This window comes from Tengunoibacter tsumagoiensis (assembly GCF_003967535.1).
Classification (GTDB): Bacteria; Chloroflexota; Ktedonobacteria; order Ktedonobacterales; family Ktedonobacteraceae; genus Tengunoibacter; species Tengunoibacter tsumagoiensis.
In genome coordinates, this window is record NZ_BIFR01000001.1 from 82,186 (window position 1) to 108,101 (window position 25,916).

At 50.3% G+C, this 25,916-nt stretch carries 17 protein-coding genes; 12 read left to right on the forward strand and 5 right to left on the reverse strand.

Going from position 1 to position 25,916, the window contains the following annotated elements:
• Positions 1–288: 288 nt before the first annotated feature.
• Together EL628_RS00310 and EL628_RS00315 are read left to right on the forward strand one after the other, a co-directional pair.
• Positions 289–1,695, forward strand: a complete 1,407-nt coding sequence (locus EL628_RS00310) for a hypothetical protein (RefSeq protein ID WP_126577818.1) — start codon at positions 289–291, stop codon at positions 1,693–1,695.
• Positions 1,696–1,920: 225 nt separating this feature from the next.
• Positions 1,921–3,297: a YyaL domain-containing protein gene (locus tag EL628_RS00315; RefSeq protein ID WP_126577819.1), complete on the forward strand. Its 1,377-nt coding sequence runs from the start codon at positions 1,921–1,923 to the stop codon at positions 3,295–3,297.
• Between the two features lie 664 nt (positions 3,298–3,961).
• On the opposite strand, the gene EL628_RS00320 is transcribed toward EL628_RS00315, so the two are convergent.
• Both EL628_RS00320 and EL628_RS00325 read right to left on the reverse strand, forming a co-directional pair.
• Positions 3,962–5,101 carry an IS110 family RNA-guided transposase gene (locus EL628_RS00320; RefSeq protein WP_126577820.1) on the reverse strand — a complete coding sequence of 380 codons (1,140 nt, stop codon included), beginning with the start codon at positions 5,099–5,101 and terminating at the stop codon, positions 3,962–3,964.
• A gap of 614 nt (positions 5,102–5,715) precedes the next feature.
• The gene (locus tag EL628_RS00325; protein WP_126577821.1) at positions 5,716–6,318 is read right to left on the reverse strand and encodes an AAA family ATPase; all 603 of its coding nucleotides are present in this window, start codon (positions 6,316–6,318) and stop codon (positions 5,716–5,718) included.
• A gap of 596 nt (positions 6,319–6,914) precedes the next feature.
• Here EL628_RS00325 and alaS point away from each other — a divergent pair.
• The 6 genes from alaS to EL628_RS00355 all read left to right on the forward strand — a co-directional run bounded on the left by alaS (position 6,915) and on the right by EL628_RS00355 (position 16,804).
• Positions 6,915–9,557, forward strand: a complete 2,643-nt coding sequence (gene alaS, locus EL628_RS00330; protein ID WP_126577822.1) for an alanine--tRNA ligase — start codon at positions 6,915–6,917, stop codon at positions 9,555–9,557.
• Between the two features lie 137 nt (positions 9,558–9,694).
• The gene (locus tag EL628_RS00335) at positions 9,695–11,080 is read left to right on the forward strand and encodes a cell division FtsA domain-containing protein (protein WP_126577823.1); all 1,386 of its coding nucleotides are present in this window, start codon (positions 9,695–9,697) and stop codon (positions 11,078–11,080) included.
• 133 nt (positions 11,081–11,213) lie between these two features.
• Positions 11,214–13,892: a baseplate J/gp47 family protein gene (locus EL628_RS00340; RefSeq protein WP_161975172.1), complete on the forward strand. Its 2,679-nt coding sequence runs from the start codon at positions 11,214–11,216 to the stop codon at positions 13,890–13,892.
• 385 nt (positions 13,893–14,277) lie between these two features.
• Positions 14,278–14,772, forward strand: coding sequence for a Holliday junction resolvase RuvX (gene ruvX, locus EL628_RS00345; RefSeq protein ID WP_126577825.1), 495 nt, complete (start codon positions 14,278–14,280; stop codon positions 14,770–14,772).
• The gene (gene mltG, locus EL628_RS00350) at positions 14,769–15,887 is read left to right on the forward strand and encodes an endolytic transglycosylase MltG (protein WP_126577826.1); all 1,119 of its coding nucleotides are present in this window, start codon (positions 14,769–14,771) and stop codon (positions 15,885–15,887) included. Before ruvX ends, mltG begins: the two co-directional genes overlap by 4 nt.
• 11 nt (positions 15,888–15,898) lie before the next feature.
• Positions 15,899–16,804 (forward strand): undecaprenyl-diphosphate phosphatase, encoded by a 906-nt coding sequence (locus tag EL628_RS00355; RefSeq protein ID WP_126577827.1) that lies wholly within the window; start codon positions 15,899–15,901, stop codon positions 16,802–16,804.
• Between the two features lie 175 nt (positions 16,805–16,979).
• Here EL628_RS00355 and fmt read toward each other — a convergent pair whose 3' ends face one another.
• Positions 16,980–17,954, reverse strand: a complete 975-nt coding sequence (fmt, locus tag EL628_RS00360) for a methionyl-tRNA formyltransferase (RefSeq protein WP_126577828.1) — start codon at positions 17,952–17,954, stop codon at positions 16,980–16,982.
• A gap of 282 nt (positions 17,955–18,236) precedes the next feature.
• Between fmt and EL628_RS00365 the strand changes: the two genes are divergently transcribed.
• From EL628_RS00365 to EL628_RS00375, 3 genes are all read left to right on the forward strand, one after another.
• A complete protein-coding gene (locus tag EL628_RS00365) occupies positions 18,237–20,408 on the forward strand; it encodes a tetratricopeptide repeat protein (protein WP_161975173.1) in 2,172 nt (723 codons plus the stop codon).
• Between the two features lie 180 nt (positions 20,409–20,588).
• Complete coding sequence (locus EL628_RS00370; protein WP_126577830.1) at positions 20,589–21,263, forward strand: fused MFS/spermidine synthase; 675 nt, start codon at positions 20,589–20,591, stop codon at positions 21,261–21,263.
• A 99-nt stretch (positions 21,264–21,362) separates the two neighbouring features.
• Positions 21,363–22,649: a M16 family metallopeptidase gene (locus EL628_RS00375; protein WP_126577831.1), complete on the forward strand. Its 1,287-nt coding sequence runs from the start codon at positions 21,363–21,365 to the stop codon at positions 22,647–22,649.
• An 87-nt stretch (positions 22,650–22,736) separates the two neighbouring features.
• Here the strand turns inward: EL628_RS00375 and EL628_RS00380 are convergent, their stop codons facing one another.
• Complete coding sequence (locus EL628_RS00380) at positions 22,737–23,192, reverse strand: hypothetical protein (protein ID WP_126577832.1); 456 nt, start codon at positions 23,190–23,192, stop codon at positions 22,737–22,739.
• A gap of 387 nt (positions 23,193–23,579) precedes the next feature.
• Here EL628_RS00380 and EL628_RS00385 point away from each other — a divergent pair, with 387 nt between their 5' ends.
• A complete protein-coding gene (locus EL628_RS00385) occupies positions 23,580–24,551 on the forward strand; it encodes an aromatic ring-hydroxylating dioxygenase subunit alpha (RefSeq protein ID WP_126577833.1) in 972 nt (323 codons plus the stop codon).
• 148 nt (positions 24,552–24,699) lie between these two features.
• On the opposite strand, the gene EL628_RS00390 is transcribed toward EL628_RS00385, so the two are convergent.
• Positions 24,700–25,893: a PQQ-dependent sugar dehydrogenase gene (locus EL628_RS00390; protein WP_126577834.1), complete on the reverse strand. Its 1,194-nt coding sequence runs from the start codon at positions 25,891–25,893 to the stop codon at positions 24,700–24,702.
• Between the last annotated feature and the right edge of the window lie 23 nt (positions 25,894–25,916).

The window sequence follows — 25,916 nt, forward strand, 5'->3', positions numbered from 1 at the left end:
AGAACGGGGTCGTTTATTGATGACTACCTCCACTCTATAGATCGCCTTTTGCCCTCTCGAAAATTTTTATATCTTCTTTATCATAAGGCCGTATTTGCACGTATTGTTACGTAAATCTGATTATGCAAGGTTTATTCTTCTCAAGAAACATTCTGCCTAGATGCATGCTTATAAATACTTTTTGGCTATAGATAATAGGTGTATTCTTTTGTTTGCCATAATTCTATTATACTATGTTTGTTATTATCTTGCCGAAAGTGCGGCTGCAATTAGAGAAAGAGGTAGGGAATGTACGTAGTGAGGGGAAAATATATTTTTGTGGTCTTATATTGTCTTGGTTCGCTTATCGTTGGGAAATTTCTTGTTGAAATAACATTGCTTGTGTACAATCCACCACAACCAATACAGATAACCAATGAGTCGGTACTTTCCACAAACTCACCATCTCAAACAACGCTACTTGCTCAACAGATGCCTTTTAATGCTCAACAAGTAGAATTTGATCTGCTAAACAATATTAAACAATTTGGCGTCAATAGCGACCCTCATCTGAACAATGGGCTTGGCGGGTTATGGGTCAACTGGCGCTATGGAAGTTCGCCTCTTCAGACCAATATCAATGGTACTGGACAGACCGATGGGGCAGAGGGCATCTCCTTACGTCATGACGATCTCACCGACCTCCGCTATCTCCATAACCTCTGGTCGTATAAACATGCCTATCCTCACGAAACTACCTTCGATAAAGAGCTTAACCGCTTTACCAAAATTATTCGGCAAGAATTTACTGGAACAGAGAACGAACGTGGCTGGATCTACAATGTATTTATGAATCTTTACACTTTATCTCACGATCAATTCTATCTCGATACAGCGCTTAATCTCATTCAGGGTTACGCCGAACACTTCCAATCACAGGTAGGAATGATCTTCAAGATAAATGCCAAGCATCCTCATGGTACCTATCGGGTTGACTACGCGATTGAACAGGCCTGCGATCTGATTGAGGCTGGCACTCAATTTCATCAATCAGAGTGGGTTGCCAAAGGCTATAGTGTCCTGTCCTTTGTCTACAATCACGCTTATATCGCACGATACAATACTTTTGCAACCCAGATGGAAGATGTGCTCAATCGTGATGGGTCAGTCAACGCTCACGAAACCTTTTACGTAGGCTATAGCAATCAATATCTGGTTCATGGCAATCATATGCAGATGGGAGGGATGAGCCAGATCATTGTTTCCTTACTACAGGCTTACGCGATAACACAAAAGAACGCTTTGCTCGATAAAGCTACTTCTCTGCTCGATCAATTAATCAGCCCTACAAGCGGCTTACAGATGTGGGATCAACAGAATGGAGGCTATTTCTTCTCGGCCAATTTCTCTGGCTCAACTGCTAGTGAGCCAGGTACCTTAACGGTGGATAGAAATCGGAAGGAGGCCGGACGTCAGTCAATTATGTTGCAGACTTTTCACCTGGCAAATAAGTTTACTCGCAATAAATACAAGGATATGGAGCAAAAAATGCTCCTGGTAGCCCTTCATCATATCTATGATCCCAATGTTCATGGGGTTCACTATATGGTGCGAGCAGATTGGAGCCCTGTGAAATTTACGAATGGCACTCCAGATACGGTGAGTACTTCTGAAGCTATCGGTGCAGAACTTGAAAGCCTTTTCTCTGTCCAATAAGTTTGAGACCTTACGTTGCCTCTTCCTTTTTAAAAGGGAAGAGGCATTTTCTTTTTTGTACGTTCGTAGTATTGTGTTTAACAAGATTATAGCCTTATTTGAAAAGATGGAGGTACTTCTTACACTTTTTTGAAGATTTCTTGACAAATTACTTATTCACGGTGATTATACTATGGTCAAAGGTTGGTTTTTGTGAATGAGATATGGTAAGGGGGATAGAATAGAATGCGAATAGTAACAACAAACCGCTTGATAACAGGGATTTTACTCTGCTGCACGCTTCTACTCGGTGGGTGCTCGTGGTTCGGCAATAGCTCAACACCATCGCCGAGCAGTCATCACTCTGCAACTCCGATCGTTGAAGGTTCTCATACTATTGAGACTGGTGATATCCATAACGCTGAACTGGATCTCTTGCTTAATATCAAAACTAATGGATTCAATAATGACTCCAGCATCAATGATGGACTGGGTGGGCTCTATATCAACTGGCGCTATGGAACACAGCCGCTTCAGACGAATGTTAATGGCACAGGTGAAACCGATGATGTAAGCGGCCAGCCTCTACGCCATGATGCGCTGACAGATCTTCGCTATCTGCATAATCTCTGGCTCTATACGGTTCAGAATCCTGGCGATAAACAGTTTGATTCAGACCGCGAACGCTTTACTAAAATTGTGCAGATGGAATTTAAAAACTCCCACAATGAGAGAGGCTGGCTCTATGATGAGTTTATGGACCTTTATAATCTCTCTCATGACTCTTTTTATCAAGAGACGGCTCAAAGCCTGGCGGCCAGCTATGCAAAAAATTTTGATCCAACGGTCGGCTCGATCTATAAAACAAGCGCGAATGCTCAAGGCTCATATCGAGTTGATCTCACATTGGAGTCAGGCTGCGCTCTGGTAGAAGCTGGTACGCAATTTAATCATCCCGATTGGATACAGGATGGAATAAGCACGATCAATTTCATCTACTCCCACGCCTATATTCCTCAATATCATACCTTTCCAAGCCAGATGAATAATGTGCTTACTTCCGACCATACAGTCAATCCGCAAGAGGCTTTCTTTAATGGTCGCACAAAAAACTATACCGTCAATGGAGATCAGCTTCAGTTGGGGAATATCAGTCAGATGATTGTCTCGTTGCTAGATACCTATCAGGTAACGCAGAACCAGGATTTTTTGCAGAAGGCTACAGATCTGCTGGATCCACTCACCAATACGAATAATAGTCTTGGTCTATGGGATCCGACCAATGGTGGATACTTCTTTTCTGTAAAATTCCAGGGAGATTCACCCACAAACGCTGGTCCATTAGCGGTGGTGACAACACGCAAGGAGGCCGGGCGTCAGGCAATTATGCTTATGGCCTTCCATCTCGCGAATAAGTTTACGAACAATAAGTATCAGGAGATGGAGAATCTTATGCGCGCTGTTTCGCTTCAGCATATCTATGTACCGTCCGTTCATGGTGCGCTTTATCTTGTGAATGCAGACTGGAGTACACAGAAATTTAAAAATGGCACTAACAACGATATGGTCACGACCGAGGCAATGGGAGCCTTACTAGAAAGCCTCTTTTACCTTAATCGCTAATTAATGCCCGTGTAACCCTGTCGCTTTTCCTCTGTTGCAGCTCCACTCTGGTCACTCCGCCATAGCTCAATGGGAAAGGATGTTATGGAGGGGCTGGCATGGTGGAGGAGCACGATTTGGAAGGAGACGCCCTACTTGTCTTGTCATATTATGATCTTTTTCACATATAAAATATGTTCAAGTAGGGAAAGTCGCTTGTCTCTTTCCTCTCTTCCAACTCCGCTCGGTGAGCCCCTCTATAGCTCAAGTGGAAAACGGAAAACGGGGAAAGGATGCTATGGAGGGGCAACCATGGTGGAGGGGCACGATTTGGAAGGAGACAAGCTACCTTCCCTACTGCTTTTGTCGAATCGCGCACGAAAACAAATATCATACAATTTTAAGTAGATACCGTCTTGATTGTCAAGAGGAAACGTGACCAATTTTTCTTGTTGACCTGTTTTTCCTTCGTTTCTGACAGGCTGAAAGCCTAACCGAAGCCCGCAACTGGCGTCAAGGCCACTGCGTTTTCCCTTGACACCAGCTGCGGCTTCGGTTGACCATTGCCTGCCTCAGAAACGAAAGAAAAACAGGCCTGCTGGAGCCCACACCGATGTGCAAGAGCGTCGAAAACCACGACGCTCTTGTTGAGCAATACGAGGAACGATGTGCCTGGATCGAGCTGTTAGGCCACCTGTGACATCACCGATGACGCATCTTTGCTCCCATGGGTCGGCCAGGCTTTTCTCGCATCATAGCGCTGGCCGGTCGTGTAGAGCGCAAAGAGAATACGCACCAGTTTGTGCATGACTGCGACCAGAATCTGTTTCTGACACAACCCTCGAGCTTGCAGTTGCTGCGCCCACTCCCGCATATCAGGATCAAATCGTTTGCTATTGAGCGCCGACATGTAGAGCCAGCTGCGCGCTTTGGCATTGCCTCCTCGCCGTTGAGCTTTGCCTCTGACAGAGGTGCCCGAGGTGGCAGCATGAGGCACCACCCCAATGTAGGCAGCCAGCTGAGCCGCTGAATGAACCTCTTGCATCGTCTTCAACAGGCTGTACATGCGCACGGCGGTCAACAGTCCGATCCCTTTGATCTCCTGAAAATGATCGACACACGCGAGGCCCACCGCTTTCTTGTGCCCCAGTACCAGGGGCTCCTCTTTTGCGGGGGGTGGGGTGGTCGTAGTCCGCTCGGATGCAGACAACGCCTCCTCAGATGTCTGGCGTTGCTGCTGCGCGATCTGCTTCAACAGATCGCGCATATGAGCATTCGCCTGTTCTTTTTGGTGCTCGACGAAGGCGATCAGCGCTTGAATCTGCTCGCGGAGGGCAGGCGAAAGCCGCTGATTTTCCAGGCGATTCACCTCCTGTTGCTTGAGGCCTTCCAATTGATCGAGCCGCTCCAGGCTCAGTTTCAATTGGATATGAAGATCATCAAGAGGATGCCAGGCAGGGGGCTGTTTTTGAGCGGCATACAACGCTAAAAGGCGGGCATCCAACGGGTCCGTTTTGGCCAGTTGTCCTTCACTTTTGCGAAATGCGTGCATTTTATGTGGAGCGACCACGCTCATGCGATGGCCTTGAGCATCCATAAAGGTCGCAAAGGCATCAGAGTAGGTTCCGGTGGCTTCCGCACAGACGTGAACCTGAAGAGCCCCTTGCTCAACAAGCCACTGCTGCGCTTCTTGAAAACCGGAGAGGGTATTGGCGATGCGCTTGTGGAAACGACGGCCTTTTTCGGTCCCCAGATGCAGATCGATGGTGAGCTTGGACACATCCGCACCAAGAGGAAGCAGGGTGGATTGCAGAGGATACGCCATAGGAAGACCTCCTTGTTTCTGATATACTCTGTTCACAAGATCAGTTGTCCCGACTCGGTGTCACCCTTGTATGCGGGCTCTTCCTTGCAGTGGGCAACTGGTGGGGGAAGGCTCCTTGATACCGTTGGAACTCGACGTCTGGAAACAGCACTTAGGAGAACGATCTACTGAACGTGGTCAAAGCCAACAAGGGAAAGTTCGTCTTCACTGAGTGCTGAACTGATCTTTCTTCTTCTTTCTAGCATACAAGAAACCTTCCTTGTTGTTAAGATACAAGGGAAAGTCGCTTGTCTCTTTCCTCTCTTCCCACTCCGCTCTGTGAGCCCCTCCATGGTTTAAGTGAAAGCAATACTATGGGGGTGCTACCATGGTGGAGCTTCGAGATTTGGAAGGAGACAAGCGACTGCTTTTATTCTCTATCGATTGAAAAAATATATCGTGATATGTAAAGTCGCTTGTCTCTTTCCGCTGCTCCCACTCCGCTCTGTGAGCCCCTCCATACCTTCACGAGAACATGGGCTATGAAGGGCTGGCATGGCGGAACATCCCACTTGAGGAAGCAAAGAGGCTACTTCCACATAAGGTGCTCCAGCAAGGGCATCGTGATGTATGGCTCAAATGATCTGACTGGTAATCCGATCCTGGGTCCCATCAAGAATATACACCTGATCCCAACCTTCTTGCGGAATAACCGTCAGGGCACCTTGAAGCTGCTCAATATGATAAGCAATAACTTTTTCACCAACAATTCGCCCACGTTCAATCTGATGATCATGCTCCAGGCAGACATCCAGAGGAATATTAAAAACAATCAAGCAAGTTTGATATTGATGACGATGTGCCAGTTCCAATAATTTATGTCGCGCTTCTGGCAGAATAGCGGTACTATCAGCGATGGTCAGGCGGCCCTGAAACATTCGCTTATGGATGATATAATAGAAGAGGTCGAAGGTATCACGATTCACATGCTGGCTAGATTCATCATCGCTAATCAAAGCCCGACAATAATCGGAAGAAACGATGGTCGTCTGCCGATACCCTTGACTGGCATGACGCTTGACAAATTGACGAGCAAAAGTACTTTTGCCGGCTCCTGCCGGCCCACAAAGAACGATCAATGTTCTTACCGGGACAATAATGGACACATCATGAGCGGTCCCTGCTATCTGTGCTGGCTGATTCTTTGCTGGCTCTTCGGGCAACGTTGCTCTCTCCATGAAAATGCGCTCACTCACCTTCTCAGCATGACTTAACGTAACTCATCTTTATTAGTATAGCTTCAATTATATGGCAGACTGTTAACAGAATGCAAACACTTACGAAAAATTTAAATCTCTTCTCTGTCATCAGAACCGTCAGGAATTAGCACAGTTTCTCTCACAGCGTGAGAAGATCTATCCCCCAAAATTGGACTCAATGCCGTTGTAAAATAATACAGATGGTAGGAAGCGATAACTCTCTAGTAGACATGTAGGTGCGGAACTTGATATACTATCGCGTATGCAGCGCTCGGAATACATGGTCGCAAGAGCTTCTCCTTTTTGGTATAATGCGCATGCATAGCTACGTCGTAGGGATTTCCATCCACTGCGAACAGCGATTGTGCGCATCCAGCACTTACGCAGCCAGTAGCAGCAGATCGCTTGTGCACAGGTTACATTCGCTCAACTGATCAAGTTGAACAGATGGGACACAGCTCGCACTTGCTCAATGAATAACGCCAGGCCAATCATTTACATGTATCAACAACTCTACGGAATGCCCATCATCCAGAGCGTTCCTTTTATCATACTGTACCGAGGAGGATGCTGTTGTGTCTGTCAATACGACCTTAACCGGGACCGAAATTCGTGCGCGTTACCTTGATTTCTTTGCAAGCAAGGGCCATACCAGGGTGCCCAGCTCATCTCTTGTGCCGCGCAACGATCCAACTGTGCTGCTAACTACTGCGGGCATGCAGCAGATGATCCCCTATTTTCTGGGGAGAGAGACGCCACCCGCCTCACGTCTAACCTCGGCCCAGAAATGCTTCCGCACCACAGATATCGATAAAGTTGGGAATCAGCGTTCGCTGACCTTCTTTGAGATGCTTGGCAATTTTTCAGTTGGCGATTATTTTAAACGCGATGCCATTAGCTATGCCTGGGAGTTCCTGACACAGGTTGTTAAGCTCCCACCCGACCGCTTACATCCAACGGTCCACCCGGAGGATGATGAGGCTCCCGCTTATTGGCGTGAGATCGCTGGCTTTGCCGATGAGGCAATTGTACGGTTAGATGAGAACTGGTGGGGACCTCCAGGAGCCTCGGGCCCCTGTGGTCCTGACTCCGAAATCTATTATGATCGTGGGAGCCAGTATGGGTGTGGTGAGGCTGATTGCAAACCTGGCTGCGACTGCGAACGCTTCCTGGAGATCTGGAATCTGGTCTTCATGCAGTATTATCAGGATCTCGATGGGACGCGCACTCCGCTACCTCGCCGGAATATCGATACTGGTCTGGGACTTGAACGCCTGACTATGCTCCTTCAGGGCAAAGAATCGGTCTTTGAGATTGATCTTTATCGTGGTATTGTCGATCACTTTGCAACGCTTGCACAGACGAGCTATGGCAAAGATGCAAAAACAGATGCCTCATTACGCGTCATCGCTGATCACGGACGGGCTCTGGTCTTCCTGGCCGCCGATGGCGTCCTTCCCAGTAATGAGGGACGCGGCTATATCTTCCGCCGCATTCTGCGTCGTGCAGTCCGTCACGGCAAACTGCTTGGCCTGGATAAACCTTTCCTGGCAGAGGCCGCTACGACGGTGATTAAGCTCATGGGCGACTACTATACCGAGCTCCGTACCCAGCAGGAACGCATCATTGAGATCCTCAGCATGGAGGAGCAAAAATTTAGTCAGACGCTGAGCACAGGTCTCTCTCTGCTCAATGAACTGCTGGATCAGCTCAGACAGAAGCAGCAGACGGTCATCCCTGGCGAGGACGTCTTTAAGCTCTATGATACTCACGGTTTTCCTGTTGAGTTAACCCAGGAGATTGCCTCGGAACAGGGCTTTAGCATCGATACGGCTGGCTTTGAACAATCTATGCAACGTCAACAGGAGCGCAGCCGCGCCGCCAGCAGTTTTGTGCAGGCCACCGACGAACGAGCCCTGGATCAGATTCTGAAACAGCATGGTACGACGGAGTTTACTGGCTATCAGGGCATTACCGATAGCAGTAAAGTTATTGCTCTCGTCGTAGATGGTGAAGAAGTAGAGAGCATTAGTGCCCCTCAACAGGCACTGGTCATTCTTAATCGTACTCCGTTCTATGCTGAAAGTGGTGGCCAGATCGGCGATCGCGGCGATCTCACTTCACCGCTCGGCACGTTTCATGTTCAGGATACCCGCCGTCCGCTCAAAGGGCTGATCGTTCATTATGGGGCTATGAGCGAAGGGCATCTGCGGGTTGGCGAGAATGTCCAGGCCGATGTTGTCGAACAGCGCCGCGAAGATACCATGCGCAACCATAGCGCAACACATCTTCTCCATAAAGCTCTTCGCGATCTGCTCGGGACACAGGTAGAACAGCGCGGCTCGCTCGTAGAGCCGGAACGATTGCGCTTCGACTTTACCAGTCCACATGCACTCACCAGCTCAGATATCGCTCATATTGATGAGCAGGTCAACCGCTGGATTCGCGCCAATTATCCAGTTGAGACCAACATTATGCCCATTAAGGATGCTATGTCCACTGGCGCTATGGCTCTCTTTGGCGAAAAATATGATGATCTGGTTCGCGTGGTCTCGATGGGACAGAGTATCGAGCTGTGCGGTGGGACCCACTGCCGCTCAACCGGACAGATTGGGCTCTATCTCACCATTCAAGAGACCAGTAGCGCTGCTGGTATTCGCCGCATTGAAGCCCTCACTGGCCGGGCCGCTGAGGCCTACTTACGGAGACGTAGCGCCACTGTGGATTCTATCGCCAGTATCTTACAGGTTCAATCAGATCAGGTGGAGAGTCGTGTCGAGCAGCTCAACCAGGAGCTAGCAGCAGCAAAACGCCAGATTGCTCAGTTTCAGCGTGCCGATGCCCTCCGTCAGGCCGAAACTATCGTACAGCAGAGTAAGGAGGTCTCTGGCATCCCTGTGGTCGCGGCTAGCGTCTCCGTACCCGATGATAAAGTCCTGCGTGAAATGGGTGAGATGGTCCGCACCAAACTTAAGCAGCCCGGCGTTGTGGTACTGGCAAGCGATCTCGGTGAGCGCATTGCCCTCCAGGTAACTATCGATCCTGCACTCACGAAACGTGGCCTCCATGCCGGTAAGATTGCTGGCTCAATCGGTAGCCATCTCGGTGGCAAGGGCGGTGGACGGCCAGAAATTGCCCAGGGCGGTGGCAAAAATAAAGCCGCCCTGGGGTCAGCATTGGAACTTGTAGCAACACTGGTACGTGATACCATCAAATAAGCTGGACGGCGAGGGTGCTTTGTTGCGCTTTATTGCGCTTTATTGTATAAAGACAGAACCCTCGCCCGCCAGGGCCAACTGGCTCTGGCGCGTTCCTAGGATAGCAGTAAGTGGAGCAATAGATTCGGAACGAACACATGAAAGATCTCTTGCAGCGTCTGCGAAGCCTCGTATGGGGAAGACCGGGAGCTAACGAATACTACCCTTCTGACCTGGATGGCGGGGATGAGGATGAATATGGATACGGAGACGAGGGCGAGGACGAGGATGAAGATAATCTACCGTCAGAAGAAAATGGACAACGTCAGCTCTTCACTGCGCTTGATATCGGTACGGCTTTTGCCAAAGCGATGATCATTGAGGTGCATGGTGACCATGCAGAGGTATTGGGAGTAGGACGCCATCCGCAAAGTTATGCACATATGGCAGATGGCATTGTCACTGATATTCCCGGCGTCATTGCTAACTGTAATGAAGCCCTCCTCAAAGCCGAAAAAGCTGCCGGCGGCATTATTGCGCCCTCAGCCGTGATCGGTATCGCTGGGGAGCTGGTCAAAGGCAGTTCGACGACTGTCAGCAAACAACGACAACAACCAACGAAACAAATTACAGCCGAAGAGCTTGAAGGCTTGATCACTTCGGGCCAACAACGGCTCTTAAAACTTGCAAAGGAACGCATCGCCGCTGAAACAGGCTATAATAATATTGATGTTCGCCTGACCAATACGGCTGTGATCTCTGTCCGTATCGATGGACAGCTGGTCTCTAATCCGATTGGGTTCCGAGGCCGCCATTTTGCGCTTACGCTTTTCAGTGCCTTCGCTCCCCTGACCCAATTGGGTGCACTCGAAACGGTAGCGCAGGGACTCGATCTGACCCTGGTGACGATTGTTGTGGAACCCTACGCTCTGGCACGTTGTCTAAGCTCAAATGCCAGCGCCGATAGTGGGGCCATCTTTATCGATATCGGCGGCGGCACTACCGATATCGCTCTCGTACGACAGGGTGGCATTGAAGAGACACGCATGTTCGCCCTGGGCGGGCGAACGTTCACCAGACGGATCGCTACCAGTAAAGGTATCTCCATCAAAGATGCAGAACGCTTAAAAATAAGTTATAGTAATGGAGAGATTAAAGGAGGGGCTCGCGACGAGATCCAGGCCATTCTGGCATCGGAATGTCGAACCTGGATGGATAGCGTAGAATTATTAATCGATGAATTGTCTAAAGGTGAGCTCTTGCCCCCCGCCATCTATATCGTTGGTGGTGGTTCGGCTCTCCCCGATATTCGTGAACATCTGGAGAGTTTTCCCTGGACGGATCGACTTCCTTTCTCTCGAGCACCCATCATCCGTACGGTCCAGCCTGAAATGGTCGGCAGTATTATCGATGAAGAGGGGATGCTTGTCGATGTGCAGGATATTACTCCGATGGCTCTGGCCTATCAGGCAGTAGAGCTGCAAAACGAAAACAATATCCTTGAAAGGGCTCTCGATCGCGTTATTGCTACTATGCATATCTAACCTGGCATATCTAACTTAACATTGCTTTTTACGTAGATAGTTATGTTATCTCTAACACGCTACCTTAATACTAATTTTAAGCCTAAACTTACTCTAGTAAGCTTGCTACTTGTATATGGGGGTGAAAGGGCTCATGAGTGATGAGCAAACAATCTATATTAGCCCTGACGATGATTTAACTACTGTGCGTGAACGCCTGGAAAAGATCTCATCTCGCGGCGTTACACTTGTTATACCATTACAGACACAGCTACGGAGCCATGTCGCCTGGAAGTTGCTTTATGCCCGGGCTCGCGAACTGGGTAAGGATGTCCTGATCGTAAGCTCTGATCCCCAGGTACGCTCGGTAGCTCATGCTGTCAAATTTAAGGTTGCTCATTCGCTAGAATCGACGACGGCTGGCAAGTCACGTCCAGCCAGTCGAGCAACACGACCACCCCATGCTGGTGGTCCTCGTAGTAAACCATTATCTGGACGCGCAACCCCTCCTCGTGGCCCTCAGGATGCTCGAGGTGTGAAAAGTACGCGGAACCGCCAACCAGAGCCACAGAGCGACTGGTATCCCACCGAAACTCCTTCAGGCTCTGAAGAGCCTGGGCAGCATTATGCCTCTTCTCCAACGTATGACACCGAACGTCAGTTTAGTCAAGGCTATGATTTTCAGATCTCTTCTTCACCCTCAATCCGCCCTCTCTCGTCTGAACAGATTGAGGAACCCGATCTGCTGCTCGAGGATTATACACAGGCCCAGGATATTCTTCAAGCAGCCAGTGGTAGTATGAAGGTCCCTAAAACGCCAACCAGTACACCTGAAGGCTTCGTTGAGGAGAAGGGGTCAGGAATTCCTCACTCTATTTTGCCGATTCCCAGTATCTCAAATGATCCATTTGATTATATGGCTGATGAACAGCCAGCCATCCAGGGAGAACAACGTGGCTCAGCTTCTATAGAGGGGTTTGATACCGTCGAACACGTCATTGAAGAGGTTCCCGATCTTCCCATCCATCTTCAAGAGAGTGGTATTGAGTTTCAGGGCGAGGATGGGCATTTTTCGGCACCGCCTCCTTCTGGAGAGAATGCCTGGAGCGAACCGATTCCTGAGGCCGAAGAGGATGAGGAGCCCGGCATTCGTCATATACGACCGTTACGCGGTCGTAGTGCCCGTCGTGGCGGTTATACGCCACCAGCCAGATCTGATGCGCCCAGGGCACCGCAAAAACCTGCGGTTCCTCAGACGCCTCTCTCTCAACAGGAAATACCCGTAGAGATTGATGATTTTCCAACACGTATGCAGCCGCCAGCCGCCGCCGCACGACCTCCTGCTGGTCCGCGCCCGGCGCAGCCTAAACCACCATCTCAATCTATTTCAGGGCAGCTCGTGCCACCTTCTCAGATGCGCTCAGGACCTCTGATACCTTCTTCACGGCGCTCTGGGCAATTAAAACCTGCCGAACAGCCCAGGCCAGCTCAAATACGCCCTTCCGGGAAGTTACCACCGAAACGTTCTACTCTGCCATTAGATCCTCGGACTGCGGCGGCTTTGAACAATCAACGACCTGCTGCCCGCCATATTCCACCACCAGCTCCCAGGAAGAGGCGTCCAGTCAGACAGAGCTCCAATAGACGCATCGTCTTTCCAATTCTTGCAGTCGCGATTATTCTGTTGATCGCTGTGGCTGTACTGGCCTATTATGGCCCATCCAGCACCGTCAATCTCACCGTCTCGGCCCGCGATTATTCCCACGATGTCAGCTTACTTGCCAGTACCAAAAATCCAGCCAATGCACTCCCAACACAATTGCTTAGCAAAGATTTTACGAAAGACGGGACAGCCGCTGCCACAGGCAGCAAACAGATCGATCGAGCCATCGCTCATGGGTATGTCTGCTTCTCAAACGCAAGCAATACAACTGTCCATATTCCTTCAGCACTTATTCTTACAACAGCTAATGGAACCCAATTTCAGACACAGGAGGATACGGTTATCCTTCCTAACTATACCTGTGGAGCCGACGATCCCTATAAGATTCAGATTCAGGCCGTCAAACCTGGTGAAGCGGGCAATGTTGGAGCAGGGACCATTACGATTATTCCAGATGACAGTCTGAACGCCATCGCCCGTAGCCAGAACTCGCCAACAGCGGCTAAAGATCTAAAGATTACGGTAAATAATGAAAAGGCGATTACTGGCGGTGGAGTGCAACCCGTCCCAGCCGTCTCTGCTCAGGATCTCGATAAGGCCAAAAGTGATCTGCATGCACAGCTACAGGCCAGTATTGATGCCTGGACCAAACAGGTCGCTGCCAATGGCCTGATAGGGACGCCTGTGACCACCGATACCTTAACAACAGCACCTAAAGAAGGGGATATTGAAGAGAGCGGGAGCTTTCCTGTCACGTTGACGATCCATACAAACGTTCTCTATGTCACAACCAGAGATCTGCAACAGGCGGCTGTTCAACAGTTAAACACTGCCATCCATGCGGATAAGGCCTATACAAATTATTCGGTCTTTGCGGACCCCAAATCGCCCGTGAAAATTGATCAGTTGCAGACAGCTAATGCGGATACAACCTCGATGACGCTGAAGTTTCACGCAACGTCAAAAGCTGTTCCATCTATCACTGCTGATGATATCAAGCATCGCATCGCTGGACATTCGTTTACTGATGCACGCGCAATCCTTCATGAGGCGATCCCAGATCTTCAGCAGATCTCGATCCAATCGAATCCAGCTTTTGTCTCATGGGTTGTCTATCCCCACGAGCATATCACTGTCACGATTCAGGCCGGTACCGCGCCAAAGAAATAGAGCACAAAGCAAGCGCACAGCAAGCCTGAAAGCACGATGCCGATCTAAGACGTAAAGTCCTCTAGATCGGCATTCTTCGTTTGAGTCCTATCGGAAGTAACGCAGACGGTCCCAGATCCGTAAGATAAGGAGAAAGGCAAAAGCTTTGGAGAACTGCTTCAAACAAGTCTGTCCGCCTTCATAAAGAGAAGCTCATACATCTGTATGGCGCAAACAGGGTGCTTACGCAACAACAGCCATAAAATGCTAACACAATAGGCCGAAACTGGACAGAATAAAGCAAGCTCCGATACAATGGGAAGGATAATGGCGTACAAAATGCCTTCCGCACGTCCAACACTCCTGAGAGGGGCGGTAAGAAGGCAATAGAGCGGGAAAAGTGATCATGGCTCGATTGATGGCATTGGATGTTGGAGAGGCTCGCATAGGTGTAGCGGTCTGTGATACCAGAGGATTTTTGGCCTCCCCTTATACGACGATCTACGTCACCCGCAACGAACAGCTGCTATTTGAAACTATTCAACAGCTCAGTATAGAGACAGAAGCCGAAGGTCTGATCGTTGGCCTCCCTATTAGCCTGGATGGACAGATCCACGGTCAGGGGCAGCGCATTCAGGCCTTCGTTGAACGCTTACGACCTTTCCTTTCTCTGCCCATTTCGTTTTGGGATGAGCGCCTTTCCACAGTTGAAGCACAGCGTCTACTTGCACAACGCGGTCAGGATGATGGGGGCAAGCGACAGGGGCGCGTTGGCCGCCAGCAGACCCAGAAAAAACGACGCCGTAAAAAGCCCGGCCAGGAGATTGATGCCCTGGCAGCGGCTGTTATCCTCCAGGATTATCTGGATCATCTGGGGAATAAAACCGAGGAAAATTTATGAGACGACGATCACTCACTGCTTTTATCTCAGTTCTTTTAGTTGCGGTGATTATTTTTATAGGAGTCTCCTGGCTCTGGAACTCTGTCAGCGATGTTTTTCAGCCTGCCAGCTCCAGCTCAAATAAACCGGTCACTGTGGTGATTAATAAAAATGAGACGACAGCTGAGATTGCAGATGATCTCTATAATAAAGGACTGATTCGCAATGCTCTGGCCTTCCGCCTCTGGGCACGTGTGAAGGGGCTAGATACCAAACTAGAACCAGGCATCTATAAGAATATTACTCCAGGTATGACGATTAGCGATATTACGGATCAGTTCCTCAATGCTCGCCCTGAAGCTGCTCGCGTGCTGGTAAAAGAAGGGTGGCGTCTGGAGCAGATTGCTAATGCCTTCGCAACTGCCAGTCCGCCTCTCGTCAAATTTAAAACAACCGATTTCTTGAACTATGCTCATCATAGCGATCAGTTCCCGGATGCCAATGATACTCCTATTCTGAAGATCCTTCCTGCCGATCAGAAAAGTATGGAGGGCCTGCTCTTTCCTGATACCTATGACGTACCAGTTGATGCCGACGCCACCAGTGTGCTGAAGCTTCTCCTCAATACGATGAATAGCCACATTCAGAAAGACAATTTAGTCCAGGCCGCTCAGCAACATCAGATGGACCCTTATCAATGGCTGACAATGGCCTCAATCGTGGAACGTGAGACCGCCAGTCCAGATTACCGCGATAATATCGCCAGTGTGTATTGGAATCGTCTGTATACCGATTTTGGCAAAGCACAGACTGCTGGTGGTGAGCTCCAGGCCGATCCGACTGTACAGTATGCCGCCGATACCGATCAGCCGCCAAAGGATGTTCAGGGCTACTGGTCGCCACTACAAGATAAGGGAGAGAATATCGCTCCAAAGAGCCCCTGGAATACCTATAAAATACAGGGTCTTCCACCAACGCCAATCTGTAGCCCGGGCGATGCGAGCCTGAGATCAGCTGCAAATCCTCCTTCCACAAAGTATGTCTACTTTGTCGCTGGCTCTGATGGAAAGACGCGGTTTGCAAAGACGCTCGATGAATTTAACAATCTTGTTAACAACAAAGGCTTAAACAATTAGGTGAGTTATACATGGATATAAAAACAATACAGACCATTTTCATCTCCCTTCTTCAGGGCTTGACGGAGCTGTTCCCGGTGAGTAGTCTGGGGCATACCGTCATTTTCCCTGGACTATTTGGCTGGGGGCACCTGCTCAATGATACGGGCTGCGGAGGCAAGAGCTGTTTCTTGCCTCTGGTGGTGGCTCTCCATCTGGGGACCAGCGCGGCTCTGATCCTCTATTTCTGGCGCGACTGGCTTGGCTTTGGCAAGACGATCGTTCAGGGTGTCATTGATGCCGATGTACGCCGTGGCACCGAAGCATGGGTCCCTGTCGCGGTGATTATCGCCTGCATTCCCGCTGGTCTGCTGGGCGTCTTCTTTGAGGAGAAGCTTAAGGAGATCTTTGCTTCGCCAATTCTGGCTGCTGGCTTCCTCGTCTGTAATGGCTCGTTTCTCTTTCTAGGTGAGGGACTACGCCGTCGCGCTGAAAATAAGATGGCCAAGCTCTCTCCGCAAGAGCGCGCTACCTATTTCCGACCCTTGAACTCTCTTACCTGGTGGGAGGCGCTGGCCGTCGGCTTCGCTCAAGCCTTTGCACTGATCCCCGGCTTCTCACGCTCAGGAATGACGATGGTTGGAGGCCTGGTTGTTCGTCTAACGCACGAGGATGCAGCTCGCTTCTCGTTCTTGATGGGGACGCCCGTTATCCTGGCTGCTGGCGTGCTGGAGGTGCCAAAGCTCTTTCACCAGAATATGTTTTCGCTCTTCCAGATCGTGCTGGGAATGATTATCTGTGGTGTTGCTGCATATTTTAGTACAAAGTTCCTCATGAAGTATTTTGAGAAAGGCCGGCTCGATCCCTTTGCCTATTATTGCTGGGGCTTTGGCCTGCTCTCTCTGATTATCTTCTGGACCGGCCTGCGCCCATATTAACCTTTTGTCTGGTTTTTGTTCTATTCTACTAGAACATGATGGCATACTCTTTAAATGCCAGGCCCCACCCTTCTCAGGCAACGAAGCGCTCTTAAAAAGGGCCATTCATTGCCTGACGAGGTAGGGCCTGGCATGTATGATGGCTATAGCGACCTGCTCTAAACACACACCATCGCTAGCCCAATACCTGTCCATTGATCTGCAGATATCCTCGCAAAAACTCTTCGCTGCTCAACGCTTTCTTTCCTTCGAGCTGCAACTGCCGAACAACTAATAATCCCGAGCCAGTGACTACCGTCAGGACACGATGACCTGCCTCTTCACGGAGACTTACGGTCCCTGGCACGGCTTCTTCTGCCATCTCGACGCTTAATGGATGCGCGGACAGGATCTTTAAAAGCTTCCCTTGCCAGTAGGTATACGTTCCGGGCCATGGCGTATAGGCACGCACTTTACGCGCCAGAACCGCCGCTGGAAGGTCCCAGCGCAACAGCCCCTGCTCTTTCTTCAGCATCCGCGTATGCGTAGCCCTCTGTTCATCCTGCGGCTCAGGGGTAATCTTGCCAGCAATCCACTCTGGCAAGATCTCAACCAGAGCGGTAGCGCCGATTTCGGCCAGTTTGATGGTCAGGCTGCCTGTGGTCTCATTCTCACTTAGAGGCAGGCTTTTTCGGCTGAGTACCGGCCCGGTATCAATACCTGCATCTAACAACATAATCGAGACGCCTGCATCTGCATCTCCTTGAAGGATCGCCTCTGAAATAGGATCGGCACCACGATACTTCGGCAGCAGTGAGGCATGGATATTAAGCGTACCATAGCGAGGCATATCTAACACAGCCTGTGGCAGAATCTGACCAAATGCCGCTACCACAAACAGATCCGCTTGATACTCAGCCAGTCTGGCCTGATGCTCGGCCTTCTTTAATGATCCCGGCTGCCAGACAGGAATAGCATGGGTGAGTGCAGTCTGCTTCACTGGAGAGAAAGCGACCTCCCGGCCACGGCCCGATGGTTTGTCTGGTCGGGTAATCACAGCCACGATCTCTAAACCCTCGGGTAACAATGCGCCGGGGGCCGATTTCTCGATCAGAGCAGTCAATGCAGGAACAGCAAAATAGGGTGTCCCCATATAGATGACACGAAGCATAAGTATCCCTCTCTACACATTTATAGTGATAAGTGGCATGGGCTTCACAGTTTTCTACCTTATATCTTCTTATTTTACACTCTAGCGACTCTCTCGTTCCTCTGCTCCCATTCGTCCTGTTCTCTGGCCAATACGAACCTGACATGAACAGAAACAGGAGAAGGCACAAACAGCAATGAGTGCGCCATTCATAGTAGCACATTCGGATAAATTTCGCTGCAAATAGGCTCAAGTAGTATGTTATACTTGCATCTAGTATGCACAAAGGAAGGAGTCTGTTCTATGCAGTGGGGAGATGTATCCAGGCCGCAGGAGCGCCCAGTAAGCAGCCCTGCACACACACTTTCAGCACAGACAGCACAGACAGGATACTCAGTTGACACCAACATCAGGAACCAATCCCATGAACAACGCCGATCTACGACTGCCTTTGGGGTCACTTCCCTGACTCCGCCACCCACTGATCCACAGACGACCATGCAACGTACTGACGAGGTCAATACGATTCAACGCATGCTCCGCGAGGCCCAGACCAGTGCCGTCTTTCTGACGGGCCATCCTGGGGTAGGCAAGTCGACCCTGGCCGCGCTTCTCTATCATCGACTCTTACTCGCGAAAAAACAGGGGCTTGCCGCCCCTCACCATCTGGTCTGGCTCACACTCGGCACCTACTCAACCCTCCCTGATATTATTGCCGCGATTCTCTCTGAGGTGCAGATGGATGATCCTGGACTTTTTATGCTCAAACCCGAGCAACAGATCTCTACGCTCTTACGTGCACTGAGGCGCAGTCAGGAGCAGATATTTGTCTTTATTGATCAGTTTGAACTGCTGCTCTATCCTGAGACAAATCAAGGGGTTGCCGGTCGTGGAGTACTCCCAGCCTTTCTTGAGATGTTACAGACGGATCTGGGACATAGCCGCATCATTATGACCAGTTATAGCTCTCCGTTCGAAAATCAAGATCTCCCCGAGAATCGTGTGCGTAGCTATCTGGTCTCACGCATCAGCCTTCCTGAAGGCATTGCGTTATTGCAGCTCCGAGGGATGCAGGGCTCGCCTGATGAGATCTCGTCGGTCTGGCGCCGCTGTATGGGGCAGGCCTATGCCATGGTTCTGTTTAGCGCTCTCCTTCATCTTAGCGGCATCTCGCTGAGCTATGTGCTTACTTCCTCTGACTATCAGCCTATGTGGGCCGGCGATGTCACTGCGAATCTCATTGGTGGCGTCTATAGCTTCCTCAATCCTGTTCAGCGTGCAATTCTCCATGTTCTCAGCCTGTTCCATGAGCCAACGCCCATGGATGGTATTGTGATGACTATTACTGGCAAACCTAAACAACAGGCGTATAGCGAGAATCAGGCTGTCCGCGCGTTTGAGCAGGAGCTTCATCGACTGGTTAATGCTGGCCTCATCCAGACAGTTCTGGATGCCTGGGGACAGGTTCGCTTTACATTGCATCCACTCCTTCGTCAGTTTGTGCTGGAGCATTTCCTCGAAGATGGTACAAAGCCGCCGTCGTCATCCAGCCCCGATCATGCAGCTCAAGATCCGCAAAAAATCGCTCTGGCCGCTGGTCATACTCAGGTCGCTGCTTACTATCGCCATGCCATTCAGGAGTTCTGCCCTCCAAGGGGCAGGCGCAAAGGTCTGCAAGATGTTGTCCCTATCATTGAGGCCATCCGCCATCTCTGTCAGGGTTGGCGCTGGCAACGTGCATGTGAGCTCCTCTTTACCGAGCAGATTCATGAGACGCTGGTTCAGTGGGGAGCATGGAATACGCTCATCGGACTGTATACAGCTATGCTGCCTCCCTTTGGCGTGCTGAAACCGCATGATGAGGGGCTGGTCAATAGCCAGGTGGCTATGCTGTATGGCCGCATTGGAGAACCACAGCAAAGCAGATTATACTTTGAGCAGGCTCTCTCGATTCAGAGGAGTATCCCTGATCATCAGGGCGAGGCGACGACTCTTACCAATCAAGGCGAACTGTTACGCATCCAGGGCGACCTCAATCAGGCCAGTACTCTCTTCAAGCAGGCTCTCGCTATCAATGATCAATATCCCGATCTGACACTGCGCAGCGTCCTCTTACATAATATGGGGCTGCTAGAGCAGCAGATGCGCAGACATGCAGAGGCACTCAATCATTATATTGAGGCTCTGACCTTAGCTCACCATCTCAATAAACAACCCTATATTGCGATGATCCTGACCAATATGGGGATGCTCCTCTATGAGCAGAAGCAACAGAAGGAGGCCATTGCACTCCTGCTAACGGCATTACAGCTACGGCAGACGTTAAACGATCCAACTGCGCCTATGCTGGAACGTTTCCTGGTCGCAATTGAACAAAAATTGGGGAGCGAGCAGTATCAGAAACTTTGTACAGAGGCAATGAAGATGCAGCCAGAGGTCTTTGCTCGCTTTGCACCGCTTAAAGCTCCCATGTAGCCATGTAGCGTGGGATCTGAATGAGATCCAGAGATCGCCCGGGTATGATAAGCGTTTCTTAGAAATATGATATGCTACAGAATAGAAAGTTGATAGTACAGAATCGATAGACAGAGTCTGATACACACAAAGGTTCTTTAACTTACGCACTTATAGCGCTGAAAGAGAGTCATTCCAACCATGTCCACCACTACATCCCCTATCGCACAGCAAGAGCAGACACTAACTCCAGACCAGCAGCCCTCTGCTCGCTGGTTCCTGATTCTGACGGTCTTTGTGGCTGGAGCGGTCTCGCTGGCGATAGAGATGGCCGCTTCTCGTCTGCTGGCTCCCTTTTTCGGTACCTCGCTCTTTGTGTGGTCCAACATTATCGGCCTGATCCTGCTCTATCTAACGGTAGGCTATTATGCTGGTGGACGCTTCTCTGATCGCTTCCCACGCCCGGCTTTGTTCTATGGCATTACCATTGTTGCATCTCTTTTTACCAGTCTGATCCCACTGATCTCCGATCCCGTCCTCAACTGGTCGCTGAGAACGGTGGGAACCAGCCAGCCATTGGGAATTTTCTATGGGTCGCTGGTCGCTGTCATTCTCCTCTTTGCAATTCCTAATATCCTGCTGGGCTGTATCTCCCCGTTTGCCATCCGCTTGCGTGTGCAACAAGTTGGCAGTGCAGGACGAACGGCGGGGCTGCTCTATGCGATCTCCACTGCTGGTAGCCTGGCTGGAACCTTTCTGCCAGTCCTCTATACCATGCCCACCTTCGGTACGACCCTGACATTTCATATTTTTGCTGCGGCTCTGCTACTGATCTCGCTGCTCGGACTGCTGGTGACACGCACAACAAAACAATAACGTTACGAGGGCAACCATCGGCATGCATGCAATGTGATATACTGACCATAATTCCATCTGTGTCTCCACTCCTGTTTCAGAAAGGAAAATTCTAAATAGATGAGTAATCAGCAGGGCTTACCCCCCAATTACTTCTATCATCAATTACCTAATGGGATCGAACTGGTCGGTCAATATATGCCCAGCCTGAGCTCGATCAGCTTTGGGTTCCAACTAGATGCTGCCGTTGTCCATGAGCCAGAGGAGAAACAAGGGCTCGCTCACCTCTTTGAATATATGCTCTTCCAGGGCACTAAACGCAAAGATGCTCGAGCGCTCAATGAGGCCTTTGAATCGCTTGGAGCACGCAAGGGCGCCAGCACCAGTCTGGAAACAGCGATGGTCTGGGCACAGATCGTTCATACGAAATTTGATGCCACGCTCGATCTTCTCCACGAAGTTCTGCTGACACCAACGTTTCCTAACGATGAGCTCGATCAGATGCGCAACCTGATCTTACAAGAGATTCGACGCCGCGATGATGAGCCCATGAGCCGCATTTTTGAACTGGTTCGCGATGATTTCTATAAGGGAACGCCCCTCAGCCGTCCGCTCTTAGGCACTGACGCCAGTGTCCGCCAGCTCCAACGGCAGGATCTTCGTGAATTTTGGCAGGCGCGCTATCAGCCCAAAAATACGCTATTTTCGATTGCCGGAAAGTTTGATTGGGATCATGTGGTTGAGAAGCTGCAAGGGCTCTTTGGCAATTGGGAAGGCTCATCACCAGCAACACCAGCCATCAATCCGACCCCAACGACCAGCATTAACCTTGAGCATCAAGAGGGCAAACAGGAGCATCTGGCTCTGATGTTCCCTTTCCCAAGCTATACCGATCCCGAGTATTATGCGGCGATGGTGATCGCTGAGGTACTGGGCGGCAATATGGCCTCACGCTTGTTTGTCGAGGTGCGCGAGAAGCGTGGTCTGGTCTATGGCGTCTCCGCTGGCCTGGCTGGCAATAAACATATTGGAGCGATGCGCGTCTATGCTGGCACAACTCCAGAACAAGGTCACGAGTGTCTGGAAGTTATCATCAATGAGCTACGCAAGCTGGAGAAAGATGGCATTACCAACGATGAGCTTGAACGTGCCAAAGTACAGTTGAAGAGCGAGAATATTATGCGCAGCGAGGGCTCTGGCTCCCGCATGAGTGCTCTGGCTCGCTCCTGGTGGTATGAACGCAAGCTCCGCACCGTTCACGAAGTGAAAGAGGCCATCGATGCAGTCACTCAGGAGCAGGTGCTGGAGGTTCTCCATCGCTACTCTCCCGTCAATCCTCTGACTGTGGCCGCTATCGGCCCCCTGACTCAGGAAGCTCTGGTGGGCGAGACGCTCTCGGTACAATAATCACGTCAATCTACAAGAAGAGGTGTCAGTGGGCAATGGCTACTGACACCTCTTCTTGTGATGGTATACCATTTAAAGCATTATTTTTTAAACTATTATTTCAGGAACAGAGCTAGCCAGCAGATAGGCCACTACATCTACAACAATCAGAGCCCCCCAGACGAACATAGCCCCATCGGGATCTTTTGCATTAATAATAATTATCACAAACGCAAAGATGGCAAGGACCGATGTGATACAGGCGATAGCACTATACATCATCCTTCGCACCCTCTTCAATCGGCGCGAGACCATCCACACGATCCCGGCAAAAAAAATGTTCAAAGCCAGACTATGCACAATCATTGTAGGGAAGTCATTACTGGGTGACTCGAGCACATAAGTGCATGAGATGAATAGTAATACGATCTGACAGACAACATTGAACAGACTGTGTCTTCGCTGCCACTTATCTGGAGAGCGTACTTTTCCAGATAGAGTACTCTCAGAAAAGGCTGATCGATACGCTTCTTCCTGCTTATAGATATGCTGTGGTTCCATCATCACCTCATTACTCAAGATATTACATTTATAATTTTAAATATAATATTGATGCCTGTCAACAGAAATTCAAGCTATATATACTTTGCCATAAATATGAATAAAATCTCCCGAAAAACAAAGATGAGGCCCAATTCATTATTTTTGATCAATGCTATTCTTAATAACATCTCTATCAGCATCCAATTCAGCAATAGAAATGAGGATGTTGCAGATAGCGAAAGCTGGAGACATGACTTTCTGCCTGCTCGCTTGTCCCTACGCTGAGTTCGGGATAAGATAAAGTCAACAGTTTCCATCACAAACAACGGCAGGTCTGTATCACAACATCCCCTTTTTCCAGGCATGCGGTGAGCAGGTACATTGGCAGAATAGAAAGAGACAGGTTAGATGATTCAAGATGACGTACTGATCAACGATTGGCATGCCCTCGCACGCTCCTCGGATGTTGTGCCAGAAAAACCCGTGGCAGCTCGACTGCTTGGTGAGGATCTGGTGCTCTGGCGAAGCAAGGATGGTACGATCCATGCCTGGCGCGATCTCTGCATCCATCGTGGAGCAAAGCTCTCGCTGGGCAAGACAAATGGGACGACGTTATCGTGTCCCTACCATGGCTGGGTCTATGACACCGAGGGACGTTGTGTGCGCTTTCCGGCCCACCCCGAGCAGTGCCCGCCCGCTAAAGCACAGGCCAGGGTCTTCCGGGCTCGCGAGCGCTATGATACGATCTGGGTCTCGCTGGGACAGCCAGAGCAGGATATCCCCCCCTTCGCTGAGTGGGACGACCCTGATTTCAAGGCGGTCGTCTGTGGACCCTATACAGTCCGTGCAGGTGGACCACGCCTCATCGAGAACTTCCTCGATGTAGCCCACTTCCCTTTTGTCCATACAGGCAGTCTGGGCGATCTCGAACATACCACTCTCTCCGATTATACGGTTGAGGTCACCGCTGAGGAGGTTGTGGCGAATGATATCACTGTCTGGCAACCTGATCCGCTTGGCGTTGGACACGGAGCCTACATGCACTATGTCTACAAGGTGCTGCGACCCCTGACGGCCTATCTGGCGAAACAGGCTGACGATACCTCCGGGCTGGCCCTGCTCTTCACCATCACGCCTGTCGATGTCGACCATTCTCTGGTCTGGACCTATGAGGCAACGACAACCCTTGAGGAGTCCGACGAGGAGATCATCAAGTTTCAAGAGAGCATTCTCTTCCAGGATATTCCCGTTGTGGAGTCTCAGCGACCTGAGCTCTTGCCTCTAGACCTTCAGGCCGAGCTTCACCTGCGCTCAGATCGGCTCTCTATCGCCTATCGCCGCTGGCTGCGCGAAAAGGGCGTCACCTTTGGCACTGCATAATCTACCGTATTGATCGGGAGAATGGACGACCATTGTGGTGTGTAATCAAGAGAGCAAGAAGAGATCCTCACAAGTTACTCTTCTTGCTCTCTTGATTACACATACAATGCGTACCTATCAATACACACAGACCGCAATGATAGCCGTACTAACCATGATAGCTAATGCGATAGATGATACCGGCTCCATCGTCGCTGACATAGAGTGACCCATCAGGCCCTACGGCCAGGCCCACGGGTCGACCATGCTGAGCCATTTTGCTATCTAACCAGCCAGTCGCAAAATCTTGAACCTGTCCGCTGACCTCACCCTGCGCATTGAGTGGCACAAAGACGACTTTATAGCCCGTTGGGACGCTGCGATTCCACGATCCATGGAAGGCGATAAACATGCCTTGATAGCTGTTGGGGAACTGCTTTGCAGTATAAAAGGCCAGCCCCAATGGTGCTGAGTGAGCCTGCATCTTCACAACCGGCTTGATGATGCCAGTACAATCACCTGCATGCCCATAATCAGGATCAATGAGCTCGCCTGCATGACAGCGAGGCCAGCCATAATCTCCGCCACTTTGCAGAGCGTAGACCGTCTCAGGTGGAATGTTATCGCCCAATAGATCCCGTCCATTGTTCGTTGCCCAGACCTGCTGCTTCCAGGGATTCGTTGCCAGACCAACGGCATTACGTAGCCCTTTCGCGTATAAATGACCACCTGTTCCATCCAGGTTATACTGCCAGACGGTTGCACGTTGCTCATTCGTCTCAATGCAGACATTGCAGGTAGAACCAATCGAGACATAGAGCATCTTATCCGGGCCGACCAGCACCGTTCGCGTCACATGATTGCCTCCCGTGGGCAGATTAGACACAATAACCTGTTTGTTGGTCATGTGATAATGCTGATCCAGCGTCAGACGGCTCACCTGAGAAGCTTCTCCAACATACAGCTCTCCATCATTGAAAGAGAGGCTGGTTGGATCGTTTAAACCACTGGCAACTACCACTTTTTCGCCAGGTGAGCCTGCATGTTGAGAAGCAGGGAAAGCGAGAATGGAGCCTGTTCCGCGCTCTGCCGCAAATAACGTCCCATCTGGTCCAATGGTCAACATACGAGGACTGGTCAGACCACTGGCAAACACCTCGGCTTGAAAACCTTTGGGCAGTTGAAGCAGGGTCGTACCCGCAGCATTAACTGGAACTTGAGCCCCTGTTACCTTGTAGCTAATGGCTGGCCACTGCTTGTAGAGTATGGCACCCGCAATAGCCAGCACCAGCACAATAGAGGACAGGATCAGCCACCATCGCCTCTGCCCCGACTTCTTCGGCTGCCCTTGAACTTTCTCCATTACGACCTCCTTCGTCTACCTTA